Origin of the sequence: Mycobacterium sp. E3247 (genome assembly GCF_001667785.1) — a bacterium.
Lineage (GTDB): Bacteria > Actinomycetota > Actinomycetes > Mycobacteriales > Mycobacteriaceae > Mycobacterium.
This window is the reverse complement of record NZ_LZJG01000102.1, coordinates 1-15,520: the sequence shown is the minus strand read 5'-3', so window position 1 is coordinate 15,520 and position 15,520 is coordinate 1. Positions and strand designations below refer to the sequence as shown.

The 15,520-nt window shown below is 69.1% G+C and carries 17 protein-coding genes and 1 pseudogene; 5 read left to right on the top strand and 13 right to left on the bottom strand.

The features are described from left to right. The first annotated feature begins 88 nt into the window (after positions 1–88). From fni to A9X04_RS05315, 3 genes are all read left to right on the top strand, one after another. Positions 89–1,114: a type 2 isopentenyl-diphosphate Delta-isomerase gene (gene fni / locus A9X04_RS05325; protein WP_082974815.1), complete on the top strand. Its 1,026-nt coding sequence runs from the start codon at positions 89–91 to the stop codon at positions 1,112–1,114. Between the two features lie 11 nt (positions 1,115–1,125). Continuing rightward, a complete protein-coding gene (locus A9X04_RS05320; RefSeq protein ID WP_067918420.1) occupies positions 1,126–2,373 on the top strand; it encodes a glycosyltransferase in 1,248 nt (415 codons plus the stop codon). A gap of 210 nt (positions 2,374–2,583) precedes the next feature. Then, a complete protein-coding gene (locus A9X04_RS05315; protein ID WP_067918418.1) occupies positions 2,584–3,774 on the top strand; it encodes a cytochrome P450 in 1,191 nt (396 codons plus the stop codon). 7 nt (positions 3,775–3,781) lie between these two features. On the opposite strand, the gene A9X04_RS05310 is transcribed toward A9X04_RS05315, so the two are convergent. From A9X04_RS05310 to A9X04_RS05255, 13 genes and pseudogenes are all read right to left on the bottom strand, one after another. After that, a complete protein-coding gene (locus tag A9X04_RS05310; protein ID WP_067918416.1) occupies positions 3,782–4,366 on the bottom strand; it encodes a MarR family winged helix-turn-helix transcriptional regulator in 585 nt (194 codons plus the stop codon). 167 nt (positions 4,367–4,533) lie between these two features. Then, positions 4,534–4,692, bottom strand: a pseudogene (locus A9X04_RS29485) (DUF2945 domain-containing protein); the annotation flags it as partial. Between the two features lie 3 nt (positions 4,693–4,695). Then, positions 4,696–5,112: a hypothetical protein gene (locus A9X04_RS05305; protein ID WP_067918453.1), complete on the bottom strand. Its 417-nt coding sequence runs from the start codon at positions 5,110–5,112 to the stop codon at positions 4,696–4,698. A gap of 184 nt (positions 5,113–5,296) precedes the next feature. Next, positions 5,297–5,590 (bottom strand): lipopolysaccharide assembly LapA domain-containing protein, encoded by a 294-nt coding sequence (locus A9X04_RS05300; RefSeq protein ID WP_067918414.1) that lies wholly within the window; start codon positions 5,588–5,590, stop codon positions 5,297–5,299. 296 nt (positions 5,591–5,886) lie between these two features. After that, entirely contained in the window at positions 5,887–6,291 is a 405-nt protein-coding gene (locus tag A9X04_RS05295) for a DUF2784 domain-containing protein (protein WP_231980212.1), read from the bottom strand. A gap of 11 nt (positions 6,292–6,302) precedes the next feature. Further along, positions 6,303–7,313 carry a DUF5914 domain-containing protein gene (locus A9X04_RS05290; RefSeq protein ID WP_067918412.1) on the bottom strand — a complete coding sequence of 337 codons (1,011 nt, stop codon included), beginning with the start codon at positions 7,311–7,313 and terminating at the stop codon, positions 6,303–6,305. Then, a complete protein-coding gene (locus A9X04_RS05285) occupies positions 7,310–8,857 on the bottom strand; it encodes an NAD(P)/FAD-dependent oxidoreductase (RefSeq protein ID WP_067918410.1) in 1,548 nt (515 codons plus the stop codon). Before A9X04_RS05285 ends, A9X04_RS05290 begins: the two co-directional genes overlap by 4 nt. Next, positions 8,854–9,579: a class I SAM-dependent methyltransferase gene (locus A9X04_RS05280; RefSeq protein WP_067918408.1), complete on the bottom strand. Its 726-nt coding sequence runs from the start codon at positions 9,577–9,579 to the stop codon at positions 8,854–8,856. Before A9X04_RS05280 ends, A9X04_RS05285 begins: the two co-directional genes overlap by 4 nt. After that, positions 9,566–9,877 (bottom strand): lycopene cyclase domain-containing protein, encoded by a 312-nt coding sequence (locus A9X04_RS05275; RefSeq protein WP_067918406.1) that lies wholly within the window; start codon positions 9,875–9,877, stop codon positions 9,566–9,568. Before A9X04_RS05275 ends, A9X04_RS05280 begins: the two co-directional genes overlap by 14 nt. Next, positions 9,874–10,197: a lycopene cyclase domain-containing protein gene (locus tag A9X04_RS05270; protein WP_067918404.1), complete on the bottom strand. Its 324-nt coding sequence runs from the start codon at positions 10,195–10,197 to the stop codon at positions 9,874–9,876. Before A9X04_RS05270 ends, A9X04_RS05275 begins: the two co-directional genes overlap by 4 nt. After that, positions 10,194–11,150: a phytoene/squalene synthase family protein gene (locus tag A9X04_RS05265; RefSeq protein ID WP_067918403.1), complete on the bottom strand. Its 957-nt coding sequence runs from the start codon at positions 11,148–11,150 to the stop codon at positions 10,194–10,196. The genes A9X04_RS05270 and A9X04_RS05265 overlap by 4 nt, the downstream gene beginning before the upstream one ends. Further along, the gene (gene crtI / locus A9X04_RS05260; RefSeq protein ID WP_067918401.1) at positions 11,147–12,679 is read right to left on the bottom strand and encodes a phytoene desaturase family protein; all 1,533 of its coding nucleotides are present in this window, start codon (positions 12,677–12,679) and stop codon (positions 11,147–11,149) included. The genes A9X04_RS05265 and crtI overlap by 4 nt, the downstream gene beginning before the upstream one ends. Before the next feature lie 27 nt (positions 12,680–12,706). Then, positions 12,707–13,828 (bottom strand): polyprenyl synthetase family protein, encoded by a 1,122-nt coding sequence (locus tag A9X04_RS05255; protein ID WP_067918449.1) that lies wholly within the window; start codon positions 13,826–13,828, stop codon positions 12,707–12,709. A gap of 272 nt (positions 13,829–14,100) precedes the next feature. On the opposite strand from A9X04_RS05255, the gene A9X04_RS05250 reads away from it, so the two are divergent. Beyond that, positions 14,101–14,610 carry a MarR family winged helix-turn-helix transcriptional regulator gene (locus A9X04_RS05250; protein WP_067918399.1) on the top strand — a complete coding sequence of 170 codons (510 nt, stop codon included), beginning with the start codon at positions 14,101–14,103 and terminating at the stop codon, positions 14,608–14,610. Between the two features lie 63 nt (positions 14,611–14,673). Further along, a complete protein-coding gene (locus A9X04_RS05245) occupies positions 14,674–15,351 on the top strand; it encodes a phosphodiesterase (RefSeq protein WP_067918397.1) in 678 nt (225 codons plus the stop codon). Positions 15,352–15,520: the final 169 nt, after the last annotated feature.

The following is a 15,520-nucleotide window of genomic DNA, read 5'->3' as shown; positions in this document are numbered from 1 at the left end:
CAACAAGGGGCACTATGGACATTGTGGACGTGAGGGGCTGGGGGCCGGCAGCGCCTGGGGACCTGCCGTGACGGTCGACCGCGGGCCCATGACGACCCGCAAGCGGCGGCACATCGACGTGTGCCTCGGCGAGCAGGTCAACTATGAGCACATCAGTACCGGGTTGGAGCGGTACCACCTGCCCTATAACGCCCTGACCCAGACCAGCCTGGGCGACATCGACCTGTCCGCCAAGTTCTTCGGGGCGAATCTGCGGTCGCCGATTCTCATCGGTGCGATGACCGGGGGTGCCGAGTTGTCGGGCACCATCAACCGGAACCTGGCTTCGGCCGCGCAACAACTCGGCATCGGAATGATGCTCGGGTCGCAGCGAATAATGCTGGACAGCGCGCTGGGGGAGCGGGCCGCGGCCAGCTTTACCGTTCGTGACGTGGCCCCGGATGTGTTGCTGTTCGGCAACATCGGCCTGGCCCAGCTGACCAAGGCCGCGGTGCCCGACCTGGCGAAGGCTCTCGACCGGGTGGGTGCCGACGTGCTCGCCGTGCACACCAACCCGCTGCAGGAAGCCATGCAGCACAACGGGGACACCGACTTCTCCGGCTCGTTGGGCAGGCTGCGGGACGCCGCCGACGCCATCGAGCGCCCCATCTTGCTCAAGGAGGTCGGCCACGGGATCGGCGGCGCGGCGGCCGCGGAATTGATTGGGGCCGAAGGCGAATTGCCGGTGTCCGGCATCGATGTCGCGGGCGCCGGCGGCACCTCGTGGTCGCGGGTCGAGCAGTTCGTCCGCTACGGCGAGCTTCGTTACCCGCACCTGGCCGACTGGGGCATCCCGACCGCGAGGGCCATCGTGGAGGTGCGTGAGGTGCTGCCGGACATCCCCTTGGTGGCCTCCGGCGGTATCCGCACCGGCATGGACGCGGCCAAGGCGATCGCGTTGGGCGCTGACGTTGTGGCTATCGCCCGGCCCCTGCTGCCGGCCGCGATCGAATCCGCTGCGGCCGTGGTGGATTGGCTGCAGCCATTCATCGACGAGCTCCGCGTCTGCCTGCACGGCTGCGGCGCCGCGAGCCTTTCGGCGTTGCGCGCGGTCGACCTCACGCCCGCCCCGTAGCTGCGTGTGACATGGCGGTGATACTGGCCTACGGGTCGCCGGCCCTGGGCCACCTGTTGCCGGTCGGGGCGCTGCTGGCCGAGCTCGCGGGCCGCGGTCACCAGGTTCACGCGCGCACGATGGCGGACGGTGTCGTGACGATGCGCGCGGTCGGCGTGCACGCCGAGCCGGTCGATCCCGAAATCGAGGCGATCGTCGGCGAGGATTGGCGGGCGCGAAACGCCTTGGGCGTCTTGAAGTCGACGATCGACGTGCTCTGCCGGCGAGCGGTGCTCGAGGTGCAGGATCTGCGCCGCGCGGTGGATGCGGTCCGGCCGGACGCGATCATCGTGGACGCGAACTGCTGGGGCGCGATGTCGGCGGCGGAGGCCGGGCATACTCCTTGGCTGGTGTTCTCGCCGTTCACGCCGTACCTGCGGTCCCGCGGGGTGCCGCCCTTCGGCCCGGGCTTTCGCCCCCTGCCGGGCGTCCTCGGCGAGATCCGGGACGCCTCGGTGCGGCCGATCGTCCGCCATCTCTTCGACCGGCCAGTGGTCCCACGCGTCAACGCCATTCGTACCGGGCTGGGCGTGTCGCCGGTCGCTTCGGTCGACGAGTTCATGCGGCGCGCGCCGCTGCTGCTGGCCGTCGGGGGCGAGCCCTTCGAGTACCCGCATCCCGGGTGGGCCGGGTTGGTTCACCACGTTGGCGCGTGCGTATTCGAGCCGGCCACGGCCGCGCCGGCCTGGATCGCCGCCATCAGGCGGCCGCTGGTGCTGGTCAACACCTCCTCGATCAAGCAGCCCGACGCCCCTCTGGGACGGATCGCGTTGCGGGCGCTGGCCGATGAGCCCGTGCACGTGGTGGCGACGTTTCCGGCGGGGATACCGCCGGGTCTCCCGCGGCCGCCGAACGCGACCATATGCCGCTTCGTCCCGCATGCGGCCGTGCTGGAGCGGGCCAGCTGCGCCATCACGCACGGGGGCATGGGAACGACGCTGAAAGCCCTCGATCGCGGTGTGCCCGTCTGCGTCGTGCCGTTCGCGCGCGACCAGGCCGAAGTGGCGAGGCGCGTCGAGGTCGCCCGCTGCGGTACCCGCCTGGCCGCCAGAAACCTCACCCCGGCCCGGCTGAGGGCGAAGGTGCGCGCGGCGATGACGATGGCGGAGGGCGCGCGTCGAGTGGCGGCGGGGTTCGCCGCGACAGGCGGGGTGCAGGGCGGGGCCGACCTGATCGAGCAGCAGGTGCTCGGCTCCGCGGCCCGACGCCCGGTGCGCTAGGCGCACCGGGCCACGCGTGCCCCGTAGGTCGCTGAAGGGCAACTCGATCCGTCGGCGCCACCCCGTTGACTGACGATGTAATCGTGTGTGACGATATCGTCAGTTTGAAGGGAAGGGGAACATGAACGATTTCACCGGACCTCTCCGACTCCGTGCCCACGCCGAAACATCCGTCGGTACGCGGTCCTGGTGTGCCGTTCGGACCGCGTGATGCCGGGCACGCCCGCCGGCGTCGCCGTCTACCGCCCCGACATCTACACCAGGGCGGCGGTGATCGACCCGTATCCGCACTATCGGCGCCTTCGCCAGCTGGGCCCCGTGGTCTGGTTGCGCCGGCACCGCACGTACGCGCTGCCGTGCTACGCGGAATGCAAAGCCACGCTGCGCGATGACTCGACGTTCATCTCCGGCAACGGTGTGGCGCTCAATCCGATCAGTAATCGCCTCTCTCGCGGCACGACGCTCAACAGCGACGGCGCCGAGCACGACCGGCGCCGCAAATTGGTTGCGCACCGGCTGCTTCCACGGGCGTTGCGCGACTTCGCCGAAACGGTCGATCGACAAGCGGCCGCCATCGTCGACAGCGCCGTGCGCCGCCACACCGTCGACGCTGTCGAGGACCTCGCCTCGGCATTGCCGCTGGCCGTGGTTCCCGACCTCGTCGGATGGCCGCGCGATCAGCGGGGACGGCTGATCGACTGGGGCGGAGCCACATTCGACGCCCTGGGGCCGCTGAACTGGCAAGCCATCAGATCTGCCCCGCTCACTTTGCGGATGCTCCGATTCGCCCGCCGTGTGGTACGCGACCGCGCCGTGCTCGACGGCAGCATCGTTGACGAACTGCTGTCGGTGGCGGACGCGGGCGAGCTGACTCGCGAGGAGTGCACCGCGCTGATGATCGACTACATCGCGCCGTCGCTCGATACCACCATCAGTGCCATCTCCAACGCGGTCTACCTGCTCGCCGCTCACCCGGATCAGTGGCGCCTACTCAAGGAGGACCCGGGTCTGATCCCGAACGCGCTCAACGAGATTGTGCGATACGAATCGCCGCTGCGCGCCTTCGCCCGCTTCGCCCGGGCCGACGCCGAGATCGCCGGGACGCGCATCCCGGCGGGGTCCCGCGTCGTCGTCATGTATGCCTCGGCCAATCGGGACGAGCGCGAATGGAGCGACCCGGACAGCTTCGACATCCGCCGCGAGGCGGGACGGCACCTCGGCTTCGGCAATGGTCAGCATGCGTGCGCCGGCCAGGCCCTGGCCCGACTGGAAATGGCTGCGATCCTGCGAGCACTGATCGAGCGCGTCGATCACATCACCCTCAGGGGGCGCCCCACCTGGGCCGTCAACAACATCATCCGACGGCATGAATCACTGCCCGTCAGCCTGGAGGGCAAGTGAGCGGCCGCTAGGCCGGGTGCTCACCGACCTTGCTCACCGCACGGGCCCGGCCCTTCGCCGGCGGGCGCGTCGCGCCGGTGGCCGGCGGCCGGGGGGCCGCGCCGTCGAGTTGCGATTCGAAGGTGGACATCGCCTCCATCATCGCCAGGAAAACCCGGTGGGCGGCGGCCAGGTCGCGGTCGGAGATGCCGGTCAGGGCCGCGTGCAGTTCCGCCCCGAGGGGGGTGAAGAACGAACGGGCCAGCGCCATGCCCGATTCTTCGTAGCGGAGCAGAGTTTTGCGCCGGTCGTCGGGATCGGGCTCACGCCGCAGGTGGCCGGAGTCGATCATCCGGTCCACCAGGTAGGTGATCGCCGCGGGCGACACGTCCAGGCGTTGGCGCAGCTGCGCCGGCGTCAACGGCGTCCCGGCCGTCTCGGCGACCATGATGTGCAGCAGGGCATGCAAGTCGGTGCCGCCCACGTCGTTTTGGCGGGCGAAGTGCCGGCCGATGCGGTCCGATTGCGCGGTGAGTGCGCGCATGTCGGCCGACATCAACTTCTCGAGTTCGGCTCGGTCCAGTCGCCGATCAGCGGCGCCGCGCTTGGTCACTTACCTGTGTCCTTCTGCAAGATTCGTCGACCAGCGTATCTGCGGCCGCCACACGAGCCCCGCGAGCCCCGGCAAGTGTCGCGTATTTGCCTCCGATCGGCCGGTTCATCGGCGAACTCGAGAGGGTTCACGGTACCGACCGATCAGGACGTGGTCGGGTCGTCGCCTCAGTCGATTCGGCGCAGCGCGACCGGCCTGTGCACCGCGTCCGCGCCCGTCCTATCGCTGCGGACGTGGTACCGAGGCTCGTCTCCCGACGCCCGGACGGTGCGCCCGGCGGCCTCGGTGTCGGAGGTGATTTCGCCTTCGGCGGTTCCGCGGACGGTGTTTCACTCCTTCGCCGAGCGGTCGTCGGGGCCGGCGGTATGGGCCGGGTGCGCGGGTGTGCGCCGGCGCTCTTTCAGCTGCGCTTCGTAGACGTGCCGGCGGCCGCCGGTGAGGCGATCTCGCACCAGGCGTTCGACTTCCCGGAAGCAGCGGTAATAGCCGGCGTCGTATTCGTCGATGACCTGGAAGGTCCATCGGCCCGGCAACACGTTGCGCCCGACCAGTTCGTCGCTGAGGTATTGCGCCAGGTCGGTTTCTCCGAGGTCGCGCAGGTGGGCGACGGCGGCGTCGAGCTGCAAGTCGGCGTGTCCGGTCAGCTGATGAAACGAGTAGAGGTGTCCCCGGGCCCGCTCGACGGTCTCCAGGGCCTCGGTGACTTTGCCGACGGCCTTCGCGACGTCATCCCTGGTTTCGCTCATGATCTCCCCCGACTGGTCGTGACGGCATTCCCGCCGGAATCCGCGCCGAAACCCCCGACGCACCCCGATAAATCAATTCACTTGATATTTAGGTACTTGAATAAGCTAGGTATAGCCATCGTCACGCATCGGGAAACGCCTGCCGGATAAGGGCTTTGCGCGCCGGCCCGTGGCCAGACGAGGATCAGAGGCCCCTGAGTTGCCTCTTGGCTGCCCGGCGCAGCTGGATGATCCGCGCGGCACCGACCAGCACCGTCGTGGTCGCGCCGGCCACCGCCGACAGCAGGTAACCCACGCCGACCGGCAGGTTCCAGCGGAACACGAGGAAGTGCACGGCGACGGATTCGGTGTTCTGCGCGACGAAGATCAGCAGGACGATGAGGATCACCAGTCCCACGACCAGCGCCCACCACGCGGCCGCCAGCCGGGTGAACGATCGCGATGACGGCTCGGGCGAAACGCGCGGCTCGGTGCTCATGCTGGTGACTAGCCCGCACGGCCGCGCGCCAAACACGCGAGACCGCGAAATGACGCCGCGCCGTGGCCGTTTAAACGTCTGCGTCCGGGGTATCTGGCGTCCGATGACTCTCAAAGAGGTGTCGCAGCGCGTCTGGCGCGGGCGACGCAAGGTGGTGCGGCTCCAGCGCGATCTGTGGCTTGTCCAGTTGGCCCTCTGGCCGATGTTGGTACTGTCCGCCGTCCTGCTTGCGGCGGTCGCTTGGGCCTTGTGGCAACGCAACTCGCGTCGGGGTCAACCCCACGCGGTGCCGCCCGTCACGGATTCGTCGGTGGCCGGCGCGCCGGGGGCACAGGCCGGCCTGAGCGGCTGACGCGCCCCGCGAACAGGGCCCAGGAGACGGCGGCAGCCACGAACGCGAAGAACTGTGCGACCCCGACGCGGCCGGACGGGACGAGCGTGCCCGCGACATAGCGGTCGACAAAGCCCGTGGCCGGTAGGGGATTCATGGTTGCGCGGCGCCGCGCCCACGATTCCAGTGCCGTCAACGGGCAAGGCAGCTCGAGCGTGACGACGGCGACGCCCCAGGCGACCGCGGCGCGGTGCAGCACGATGGTGCGCGGCCAGCGCAGCGCGAGGAAGCCGCCCACCGGTACGTACGCCAGGTAGGCGAGGTGCATGCCGACCGTGAGGACGACGGCGACGACATACCCTTTCCGCACGGTGGACCCTGTCAGCCCAGGCCGCCGCGGACCTGATAGCGACGCTCGGCGTAGGCGAGGTCGTCGCGCCAGAGCCTGTTGGCCGCGAGGCGCATGAGCGGCGTGATCACCGGCGCAGCCCGGGATGCCCGCTGAAACCCGGGACGGTCCGAATGCGCGATGGTGGCTTCCAGCACCGCGGTGCGGGGGCGCCCATCGGGCCCCGAACCGATTGGGGTGGCGTGGGTTTCGACGATGCTGCCGGTTCCCTCGCCGTCCACGATGCGCATCACGATGGTGCGCGCTTCCGGGCAGCTGAATTCCGCGACGACGGGAACGCCCAGGCGTCCCATCCGGAAAGTCACCGCCACCAAGAAGCGATCGACGTGTTCGGTCGGCGTGGTGAGCACTTCGAGCCGCGTGAACGAGTAGGGGTGGAACCACGCACCGTGCCAGGGGTCGAGCCGATTGGCGATGATGTCTTCGGGCTCGCACACGCCCGCCATGCGGGCCACCGCGGCCAAGGTCTCGCCGGTCGGTCGGGCCGGAATCACCGGTTCCTCCAACGGCGTTTCCCCGCCCACTTCGTCGAGTCGCACCCACACCAGCGTGCCGTCGTCGTGGCTGGGCAAGGGGCTCCACCCGAACTCACGGGAATGGCCGTCGAACGCCAGCCCGTGCCATCGGCAGATCAACGTGCCGCGGTGCACGGCCCCGGTGGCCAGATCAGCCCCCAGGTGTGGGCAACTGCGGGGGGCCACGCAGAGCCGGCGTTGTTCGTCGCGCCAGGCGACGACCTCGACCCCGGCGACCCGAGCGCCGAACGGCCGGCCGGGGCGCACGTCGGCGGTGCCCGCGAACGCGAACCAGTTCCCGGTGGGCCGTTGCCGGGCCCGCTTTAGCGCGGCGTCGATGATGGCGGGCTGCGCATCCCGGTAGGTCGGTCGCTGGTCGGCCCACGACGTACGTGGGATCACCTGCAGGGGCCAGTCTTTGGACCGCGTCGCCGGCCACAGGTGTTGCAGCTGTTCGCGAATGTTCATCGTCGGGCACGTCCTTCGCGGGTGGCGAGCCATCGCAACAGGGGTGACCGGCCTCGGGTGGGTACCGTGACCAACGGGTGGCCGGCCAGTCCCCATTTTCTCAGCAAATGGTTCGCGGCGCACCACCCTGTGGTGGCGGCGCGCTCCATGAGTGCGACGGGCAAGTCGACGCGGACGGTGTCGCCGGCCAGCAGCAGTCCGGGCTGCGGCGTCACGACGGCGGGCCGGTCCGCATAGGACCCGGGCGAGAACAGCGGACAATCGCTGCGATGTAGCAGGCGCTCGGAAACGACCTGCGCCGCCGCGGTTTCCGGGTAGACCCTGTGCAGTTGACGCAGCGCGGCCGCGCGGGACGGCGCGGAGTCGAGGGCGTAGGAGTGCAGCTCGACGACCGACCCGCGGTGTGCGCGGGACCATTGGGCCGCCTCGCGTTCGTAGCGCTCCAGCACGCTGATGTTGTCCAGTGGCTCGTGGCCGGCCGTGCCGAGGAACGCCGGTCGCTGGTCGGCGACGGGCCGATCGAGCCACAACCGGTGCACGGCGAAGGGCGGGGCGGTGCGCAGCCGCGCGATCTGCCCGCGCCAGGCATCGGTGGCCAGATCAGTCGATGCGGCCACCACACGCTGCAATCCCGCCACGTCGGTGGCCAGCACGACGGCGTCCGCCTCGACGTGCTCCCCGGAATCGGTCTGCACCCGGAAGGGCTTCGTCTGGCCCGGGTCGATGCGCGCGGCGCCGGTGCCGAGCCGGAACTGCACCTCGCGCGCCTCCAGGTAGGCCCGCAGCGGCTGCCAGAGGGCGCTGTCGTAATTGGAAGTGGGGACGTCGAAGATGAGGCCTTCGGACGACCCGAGGAAGTAGATGTGGAACATGGTCGCCAACTCGGCGGCGGACAGCTTCGACGGGTCGGCGAAGAAGCTGCGGGAGAACACCTCGAACGCCAAATGCCGTGCGGCCGGCGGGAACCGGATGTCCTTGAGGAAGGTCGCCGCGTCGACATGGTCGAGGCGCTCGTAGATGCCGGGCACCGACACCGCCGCCAGCGGCGCGGCCGCGCGCGCGTCGATCTCGAGGAAGTCGCGAAGCCGGAACGTGGGGCTGCGCGCGGCGAAGGCCACGGCATTCCACGGTGGTGTGCGCGGCAGCCCCCGGAAGGTGTCGCGCCGGCCCGCCCCGTCGATGAGCGGATAGTCGTCGACGGGCGTGAGCATCCGCAGCTGGGGATCGATACGGCCGAGCAGGGCCCGCAGGTTGTAGTACTGCCGGAAGAACGCGTGGAATCCGCGATTCATCGCCAGGTCGGCCCCGTCGTGGTGCTCGGTCCAGCCGCCGACCCGACCGCCGAGGTAATGCTCGCGCTCGACGACCTCGACGGCGACGCCGCGTTCGGCCAGCCCAGTCGCAGCCGTCAGCCCCGCGATGCCGCCACCCACGACGACCGCCCGGGGCCTCGAGGTCAGCGCACCGGTGTCCGGCAAACCTGTTGCCGCGGCTAGTGTTTCGCGTCGGGGATCGGCGCGGTGAGCGCTTCCCGGACCGATCATGACGGCGCGTCCGCCAGGAACGTGTGGACGATGTTTGCCTCCCAGCCGGGCATCGTTTCGCTGTGCACCGCGGTGAAGCCCGCGTCGGCGAGGCGGGCCCGGAAGCGCGCCGCGCCGTCGAACTGCAGCACGCTGCGCCACAGGTAGCGGTACAGCGCCGCGTCCCGGGTGCGCCACCAGCCGGCGGGAATGATGATGCCCCAGCACACGGCGTGCCAGATCAGGGTGGCGGCGGCGGAGTCGCGCACCGAGTATTCGTGCACCGCCAGGGTGGCGCCGGGCCGCAGCAGCGTACGGAACTGTCGCAGTTGGCCGTCCCGGTCGGCGAGGTTGCGGATCAGGTAGGCGGCCAGGATCCCGTCGAACGGTCCCGTGATGCCGTGCTCGGCCAGCTGCTCGACGGGGGTGTGCACGAACCGCACCGACGGGGGCCAGTCCTTCGCGGCCGCCGCGTCGAGCATGCCCCGTGAGGCGTCGACGGCGACGATGTCGGCCTCGGGGGCCACGGCCAGCAGCGCGGCGGTCGAGGCCCCGGTCCCGCATCCGAGGTCGAGTAAGCGTAAGCCCTTGCCGCGGTCGGGGATTCGCATGCGACGAGCGGAGAGAAGCAATTGTTTGTGGTATCCGGGGCTGGCGCCGACCAGCCGGTCGTATGCCGTCGCCCCCGCGTCGAACGCGGCCGACAACTGGCCGGGGGAGGGCCGGGCCTCACCGACGCGCACGCTGGCGTTCCCATCCCAGCAACACCGCGGTGGCTAGCGCGAAGCCGAACAAGAAATCCTCGACGGGGATGTCGAACGGAAAGCGCAGGCCGGTGATCTGACGAGGGTCATAGCTGACGATCGGAGAGCTGAGCTTGGTCAGCCAGCCATCGACGGGAACCTGGAAGCCGAGAATGATCAGCATCGACAGCCAATAGGCCGGCCGCCGGAACAGCCCGGTGCGCAACACCGCCAATTCCAGTGCGCACACTGCCAACACGGCCGCCACGGCCGGAACCGTGTAGCCCAGCCCGGTCATCGGCGGTTGACCCTTTCCAGGATGGTGCTCACGGCGTTGTAGGTCAGCAGTGCGCAGATCGGGATGACGACGAAGAACAGCACTTCCTCGATCGGCACCCGGAACGGGATGCTCAGGCCGGTGATGTAGGTGCGGTTGTACGTCCACACGTGCGCGGCGATGGCGATCTCGTCCCAGACCAGAAATACCACTGCCACCGGGAAGACCGCCGTCACGAGCCGGCGCCACTGCCGGTAGACGCCGGGGCCGAACATCTCGAGGGGCGCGGTGATCGCCAGGCATGCGGCCAGGACCAACAGATATTGCCAGCGATCGGTCATGCGGCCCCCGGAGGATCCGAAACACCGGGCGAACTGATGCGCGCCCGCCACGACCGTATCAGCCCGATTCCGCCGACCTGCAGTCGTCGCGCCTTGCCGACGGTGGCCCGGTGAGTGAACACGGCGAAGTCGCTTTGTTCGATGCGGTCCAGGATTTCGGAGTACAGCGTCGCCGCGGCAGCGACGCACGGTTGCGAGCGGGGGCTGAGCATGGCGATGCCGGCTTCGGCGAATCGGTAAGTCTCCCGGGTGATCTCGTGCTGCGCGGCCAGCGCGGTGCGGACCCGCGGGTCGGTGCGCCGGTTCTGGTGACACCAGGTCAACAGCTCGCGGTCCACCCCGTGGGCGGCGAGTTCGTCGGCGGGCAGATAGACCCGACCGCGCAGCAGGTCTTCATCGATGTCGCGCAAGAAGTTGGTGAGCTGAAACGCCCTGCCCAGCGCGGCGGCGTAGGGCGCGGACTCCTCGACCGGCACCACGGTGCCCAGCACCGGAAGCACCTGCAGCCCAATGGCTTCGGCCGACCCACGCATGTAGAGATTGAGGGCTGTGCGGTCAGGATAATCGGTGACCGTGAGATCCATCCGCATCGAGGCGAGGAAGTCGTCGAACAGCCCGGTGTCGATCCGGTAGCGGCGCGCGGTGTGGGTGACCGCGGCGAGCACGGGATCGTCGAGATGGTCTCCGCCTGCGAAGAACTTGTCGGCCAATTGCTGCAGCCTCATGGCGCGAATGTCGGTGCTCAGCTGGGGATCCAGGTCGTCGAGGATGTCGTCGGCGTAACGCGCGAAACCGTACAGGGCATGCACCGGCGGCCGCTGATCGGGCGCCAGCAGCCGGGTGGCCAGAAAGAAGGTGCGGCCGTGCGCGGCGTTGAGTTCGCGACAGCGGCGGTATCCCTCGCGCAGCCGCGGATTGTCGATTCCAGCCGCGTCCAACTCGCTGCGAATCATGTCAGCCCGGCTCCCATGTCGTGATGCGTCGGCATCCGGTTGGCTCGTCCGGCATTGGGGCCGGTGATGCGGTCGGCGGCGAGCCGGCCCGAGATCAGGGTGGTGGGGACACCGACGCCGGGCACCGTCGACGACCCGGCGAGCACCGCGTTGTCGACGCCGCGCACCATGTTGGCCGGCCGGAACGGGCCCGTCTGCGCGAAGGTGTGGGCCAGCGCGAAGGGGCTGCCCGCGGCCATGCCCTGACGGGCCCAGTCGGCCGGCGTAATCACGTCCAATACCGTTGCGCTGTCGGGCAGATCGGGCAGCAGCCGCACCGCGACGTCGTCGATGAGGTTGTCGACGTACGGGGCGCCCGCACTGCCCCAGTCGATGTCCCCGCGGGCCAGATTCGGCGCCGGGGCAAGCACGTACAGCAGATCGTGCCCGTCCGGGGCGAGCGTCGGGTCGCTGGCCGTGGGGCGGGTGACCAGCAAGGACGGATCCTGCATCAGCCGTCCGTCGCGGATGATGTCGGTGAAGGTCTGGTCCCACGAATCACCGAACAGGATGGTGTGATGCGCCGTGTCGGACGGAACCCGGCGACAGCCCAGATGAGCAACAACCGCCGACGGTGCCGGCCGCAGCCGCAGGGGCCGACGTGGAGTGCGGCCCAATAATGCGTAGGTTTGCGGTAATTCGGTGGTCAGCACCACCGCGTCGCACGCGATGGGGTCCAGGCGATCGGTTCGCACCGCGCTGACCCGCGACCCGACGCGATCGAGTCCGGTAACCGTGGCGTTGTAATGGAATTGGACCCCAGCCTCGGCGGCCGCCCCGGCCAGCGCGTCGGGCAGCGCGCGAACACCGCCGCGCGGAAAGAACACCCCCGCGATGGTGTCCATGTAGGCGATGACCGCGTAGACCGCCAGCGCGTTCCGTGGCGCCACCCCGGCGTACAGCGATTGAAACGTGAAGATCCGCTGCAGCCGGGGATCGCTGATGTGGCGCTTGACCACCCGATCCCACTTGCGGAACCCGCCGATCGCGGCCAGCTGCGCCAATTGCGGCGTGAGCAACGACAGCGGCGAATCGAAGTTCGCGGCGATGAAACCGTCGAATTCGACCTGGTACAAACGATTCAGCCACTCGCGCAACCGTCGGTAACCCGCTGCCTGCCCGAAGCCAGCGAACTCTTCGATGGCGGTCGCCATCCGATCCGCATCGGTGTGCACGTCGAGCGCGCTGCCGTCGGCGAACACCGCGCGGTAGGCCGGATCCAGCGGCAGCAGCTCCAGCCGGCCCGACCGGCTGCGACCCACTGCCGCGAAAGTCTCGTCGATGATGTCGGTCATCGTCAGCACCGTCGGCCCGGTGTCGATGCGGTAGCCGTCGATGTCGAGCCGGCCGGCGCGGCCGCCCGGCCATGGCTGGCGCTCGACCACCGTCACCGCGCGCCCCCGACCGGCCAGATGCAAAGCGGCGGACAGCCCCGCCAGGCCGGCGCCGATCACCACCACGCGCTCGCTGCGTCCTCCGATAGTCCGCATGTCAGCATGCTCCCAGACTTGTCGCACTCATTCTGCGCGATCCGTACACGCGGTCGCCATGTCGTTCAGCGTCGTACGGACCCGCTCGTCGATCGAGGCGTCGTCGAGGTGTTCACGTGCGGCTGTGACCCGGTCGGTGATCATCTCCTCGATCATGTCGACGGCCCCGGTCGAGACGATCAGCGCTTTCCACCGGTCGATGGCGGAAGCGTCGAGTACCCGGCAGTTCATCAGTTTCGTCAGTTCGGCGCGGGTCACGGGATCGGCCAGCTGGTGCGCGGTCACCACGAGACCGGTCGCCTTGCGTTCCAGTAGGTCCCCCCCACAGGGTTTCCCCGTGGTCGCCGGCGAGCCGAAGACACCGAGCACGTCGTCGCGAAGCTGGAACGCCTCGCCGACGGCCGCCCCGTACCGGCCGAGTAACGTCACCGTTCGATCGTCGCAATCCGACATCGCCGCGCCGATCTCCAGCGGTCGCCGCACCGTGTAGTTGCCGGACTTGCGCCGCGCCACGTCCAGCACGGTCTCCAGGGACGGCATGTGCCGGACATCGCTCGTCAGGTCCGCGAACTGGCCCACCGCCAGCTCGGTTCTCATCGCGTCGTAGCGCGGCCAGGCCCGCTGCAGCCGCCTGGGTTCGACACCGCTTTCGCGCAGCATCTGCTCGGACCAGATCAGGCAGAGGTCACCGAGCAGGATGGCCGCGGATTCGCCGAACCGCCGTGAGGAGCCGGAGAACCCGCGCCGGCGATGCCATCGGGCGAACTGCAGGTGCGCCGCCGGCCGCCCCCGCCGCTCGGTCGACCCGTCCATGACATCGTCTTGCAGTAGCGCGAAGACGTGCAGCAACTCGAAACTGGCCGCTGCCCGCAATGCCGCGTCGTCGGGCGCGGCACCGCAGAGCCACCCCAGGTAGACGAACGTCGACCGCAGGCACTTCCCGCCGGACACGAACGCCGTCAAGACGTCGCCGGCGGCGTGGATGCGCGTGTCGTCCAGTTCGGCGCGCCGCGGGCCGACGAAGTCGGCGAGGTGGGCGAGAACGGCGTCCCGCACCCGGGTTCGCCACTCGGTGAAGTTCGTCGTGCCGGTCGATTCCGTCGCGATCACCGGCGACTCGGTGGCGGATGTCAACGACAAAGCACCCATCTTGGCCACACGCTCCCTCCTGGACGGCTTGGCAATCCCAGGCTGGGACCGCTGAAACACGCGCGGTCGACCCCACTCCGGGATGCCACTACCTTCAATAACTTAAATTTTAACTTACTGAACTTCACCGTTCTTGGCCAGCCGTGGCGCACGCGGCGGTGGCTTGCTTCCGCGGACCGCCGTGCCGTCACGACCGTTGCAACGAGGCAGGCCCACAGGCGGTTCAATCAATTAATCATTAACCAACTGAATGATCGCCCCGTTTTGGGGATATGCTGCACACCGTTATGGACGCTGACGAGCAGCGGCGGCGCCGAGACGCGCTGGAGTCGCTGATCTCGGCCGATCTGCGGGAGATTTCAACCGAATCCGACCAGATCGGCCGGCAGTTTGCGACATCACATCATCTGCGCGCCAATGACTTCCGTGCGTTGATGTACATCATGGTGGCAGAGATGGCGGGGCGGCCGATGACCTCGGGAGACCTCAGCCATCGGATGGGATTGTCCGGTTCGGCCATCACCTACCTGGTGGACCGGTTGATCGATTCCGGGCACATCCGCCGGGATTCGCATCCCGACGATCGTCGCAAGGTGATCCTGCGGCACGGCGAATCAGGCCTGGCCACCGCGCGGTCGTTCTTCGGCCCGCTCGCCGCGCACACCAGTGTCGCCCTCGAAGACTTACCCGACGCAGACCTCATGGCCGCACACCGGGTGCTCGGCGCGCTGATCTGCGCGATGCAGCGATTTCAGGGCGAGTTGGAAGCCCCCGGGCTCTGATCGGCGATCTGGGCGGGTGGTACCGCGGCGTTTTCCCCGCCGGGAAAAGGGAACCCGCCGCCGGTGAGCGTTTCCGATCTTGTCGCGTTGCCCTTCCAGTGGGGCTCGGCCCTCCGGGGCAAACGGTTGTTCCATCCCCTCGGGGTCTTGGCGGAGGGTTTCATCGAGCGCGCCTCGCCCGCCGGGGAGGGGCTGCCGATTTCGTCCTGCGAGGTCGTCGCGCGGGTCTCGAAGGCCACCGGCACGCCGGGGCCACTGCCCGACTTCATCGGGCTGGCCTTCCGGGTCGCACCGCCGCAGGCCACGGGGCCATGGGACATCCTGGTCGTCTCCTCGGGGGCGGGGGTGCTGTCCCGGGCGGTGGCACTGCGGCCGGCCATCTCGTGGAGCGGGCAGACGCTGACCACGCTGATGCCGCTGCACTATGAGGGAGCCAATTGGTGGCTGCGGGCCCGGATCGAGAGCGAGATCGACGGTCCGGGCCTGTCGCTGGACAGCGTCCGCAGGCGGCTCGAGCACGGCACGATCGACGTCTCACTCGACCAGGCCTGTGGCGGAGGCGTTTTCACCCCGCTGGGCCAACTCACGCTTACCCGCGTCGTCGACCCCGAACGCGCATCGGACGTGTCGTTCGATCCCGTCGCCAACACCGCGCCAGGTGTGAGCCTGCATCCACGATGGCTCGCCGAGCTGCGCGCCCGCGCATATCGGCGCAGCCGGCACGGCCGAGACGCGGACTAGGAGGCAGGGGCCGCTGACCATGCGGCGGTGCCGTGACTCGTCAGGGCAGCGTGGTGATGGTGCCGGCCGCCTCGAGCTCGGTGTAATAGCTTCCGCCCGGGTAGAAGTCGGGTGTGGTCGTTCCCGCGACCATATCGGCGACCCAGCCCCGCGTCAGGCCCCACACCGC

Excerpts from the sequence above, each read along its gene's own strand:
- fni (WP_082974815.1), top strand. The coding sequence starts at position 89 with ATGACGACCCGCAAGCGGCGGCACATCGACGTGTGCCTCGGCGAGCAG.
- A9X04_RS05320 (WP_067918420.1), top strand. The coding sequence starts at position 1,126 with ATGGCGGTGATACTGGCCTACGGGTCGCCGGCCCTGGGCCACCTGTTG.
- A9X04_RS05315 (WP_067918418.1), top strand. The coding sequence starts at position 2,584 with ATGCCGGGCACGCCCGCCGGCGTCGCCGTCTACCGCCCCGACATCTAC.
- A9X04_RS05305 (WP_067918453.1), bottom strand. The coding sequence starts at position 5,112 with ATGAGCGAAACCAGGGATGACGTCGCGAAGGCCGTCGGCAAAGTCACC.
- A9X04_RS05300 (WP_067918414.1), bottom strand. The coding sequence starts at position 5,590 with ATGAGCACCGAGCCGCGCGTTTCGCCCGAGCCGTCATCGCGATCGTTC.
- A9X04_RS05290 (WP_067918412.1), bottom strand. The coding sequence starts at position 7,313 with ATGAACATTCGCGAACAGCTGCAACACCTGTGGCCGGCGACGCGGTCC.
- A9X04_RS05285 (WP_067918410.1), bottom strand. The coding sequence starts at position 8,857 with ATGATCGGTCCGGGAAGCGCTCACCGCGCCGATCCCCGACGCGAAACA.
- A9X04_RS05275 (WP_067918406.1), bottom strand. The coding sequence starts at position 9,877 with ATGACCGGGCTGGGCTACACGGTTCCGGCCGTGGCGGCCGTGTTGGCA.
- A9X04_RS05270 (WP_067918404.1), bottom strand. The coding sequence starts at position 10,197 with ATGACCGATCGCTGGCAATATCTGTTGGTCCTGGCCGCATGCCTGGCG.
- A9X04_RS05265 (WP_067918403.1), bottom strand. The coding sequence starts at position 11,150 with ATGATTCGCAGCGAGTTGGACGCGGCTGGAATCGACAATCCGCGGCTG.
- crtI (WP_067918401.1), bottom strand. The coding sequence starts at position 12,679 with ATGCGGACTATCGGAGGACGCAGCGAGCGCGTGGTGGTGATCGGCGCC.
- A9X04_RS05255 (WP_067918449.1), bottom strand. The coding sequence starts at position 13,828 with ATGGGTGCTTTGTCGTTGACATCCGCCACCGAGTCGCCGGTGATCGCG.
- A9X04_RS05250 (WP_067918399.1), top strand. The coding sequence starts at position 14,101 with ATGCTGCACACCGTTATGGACGCTGACGAGCAGCGGCGGCGCCGAGAC.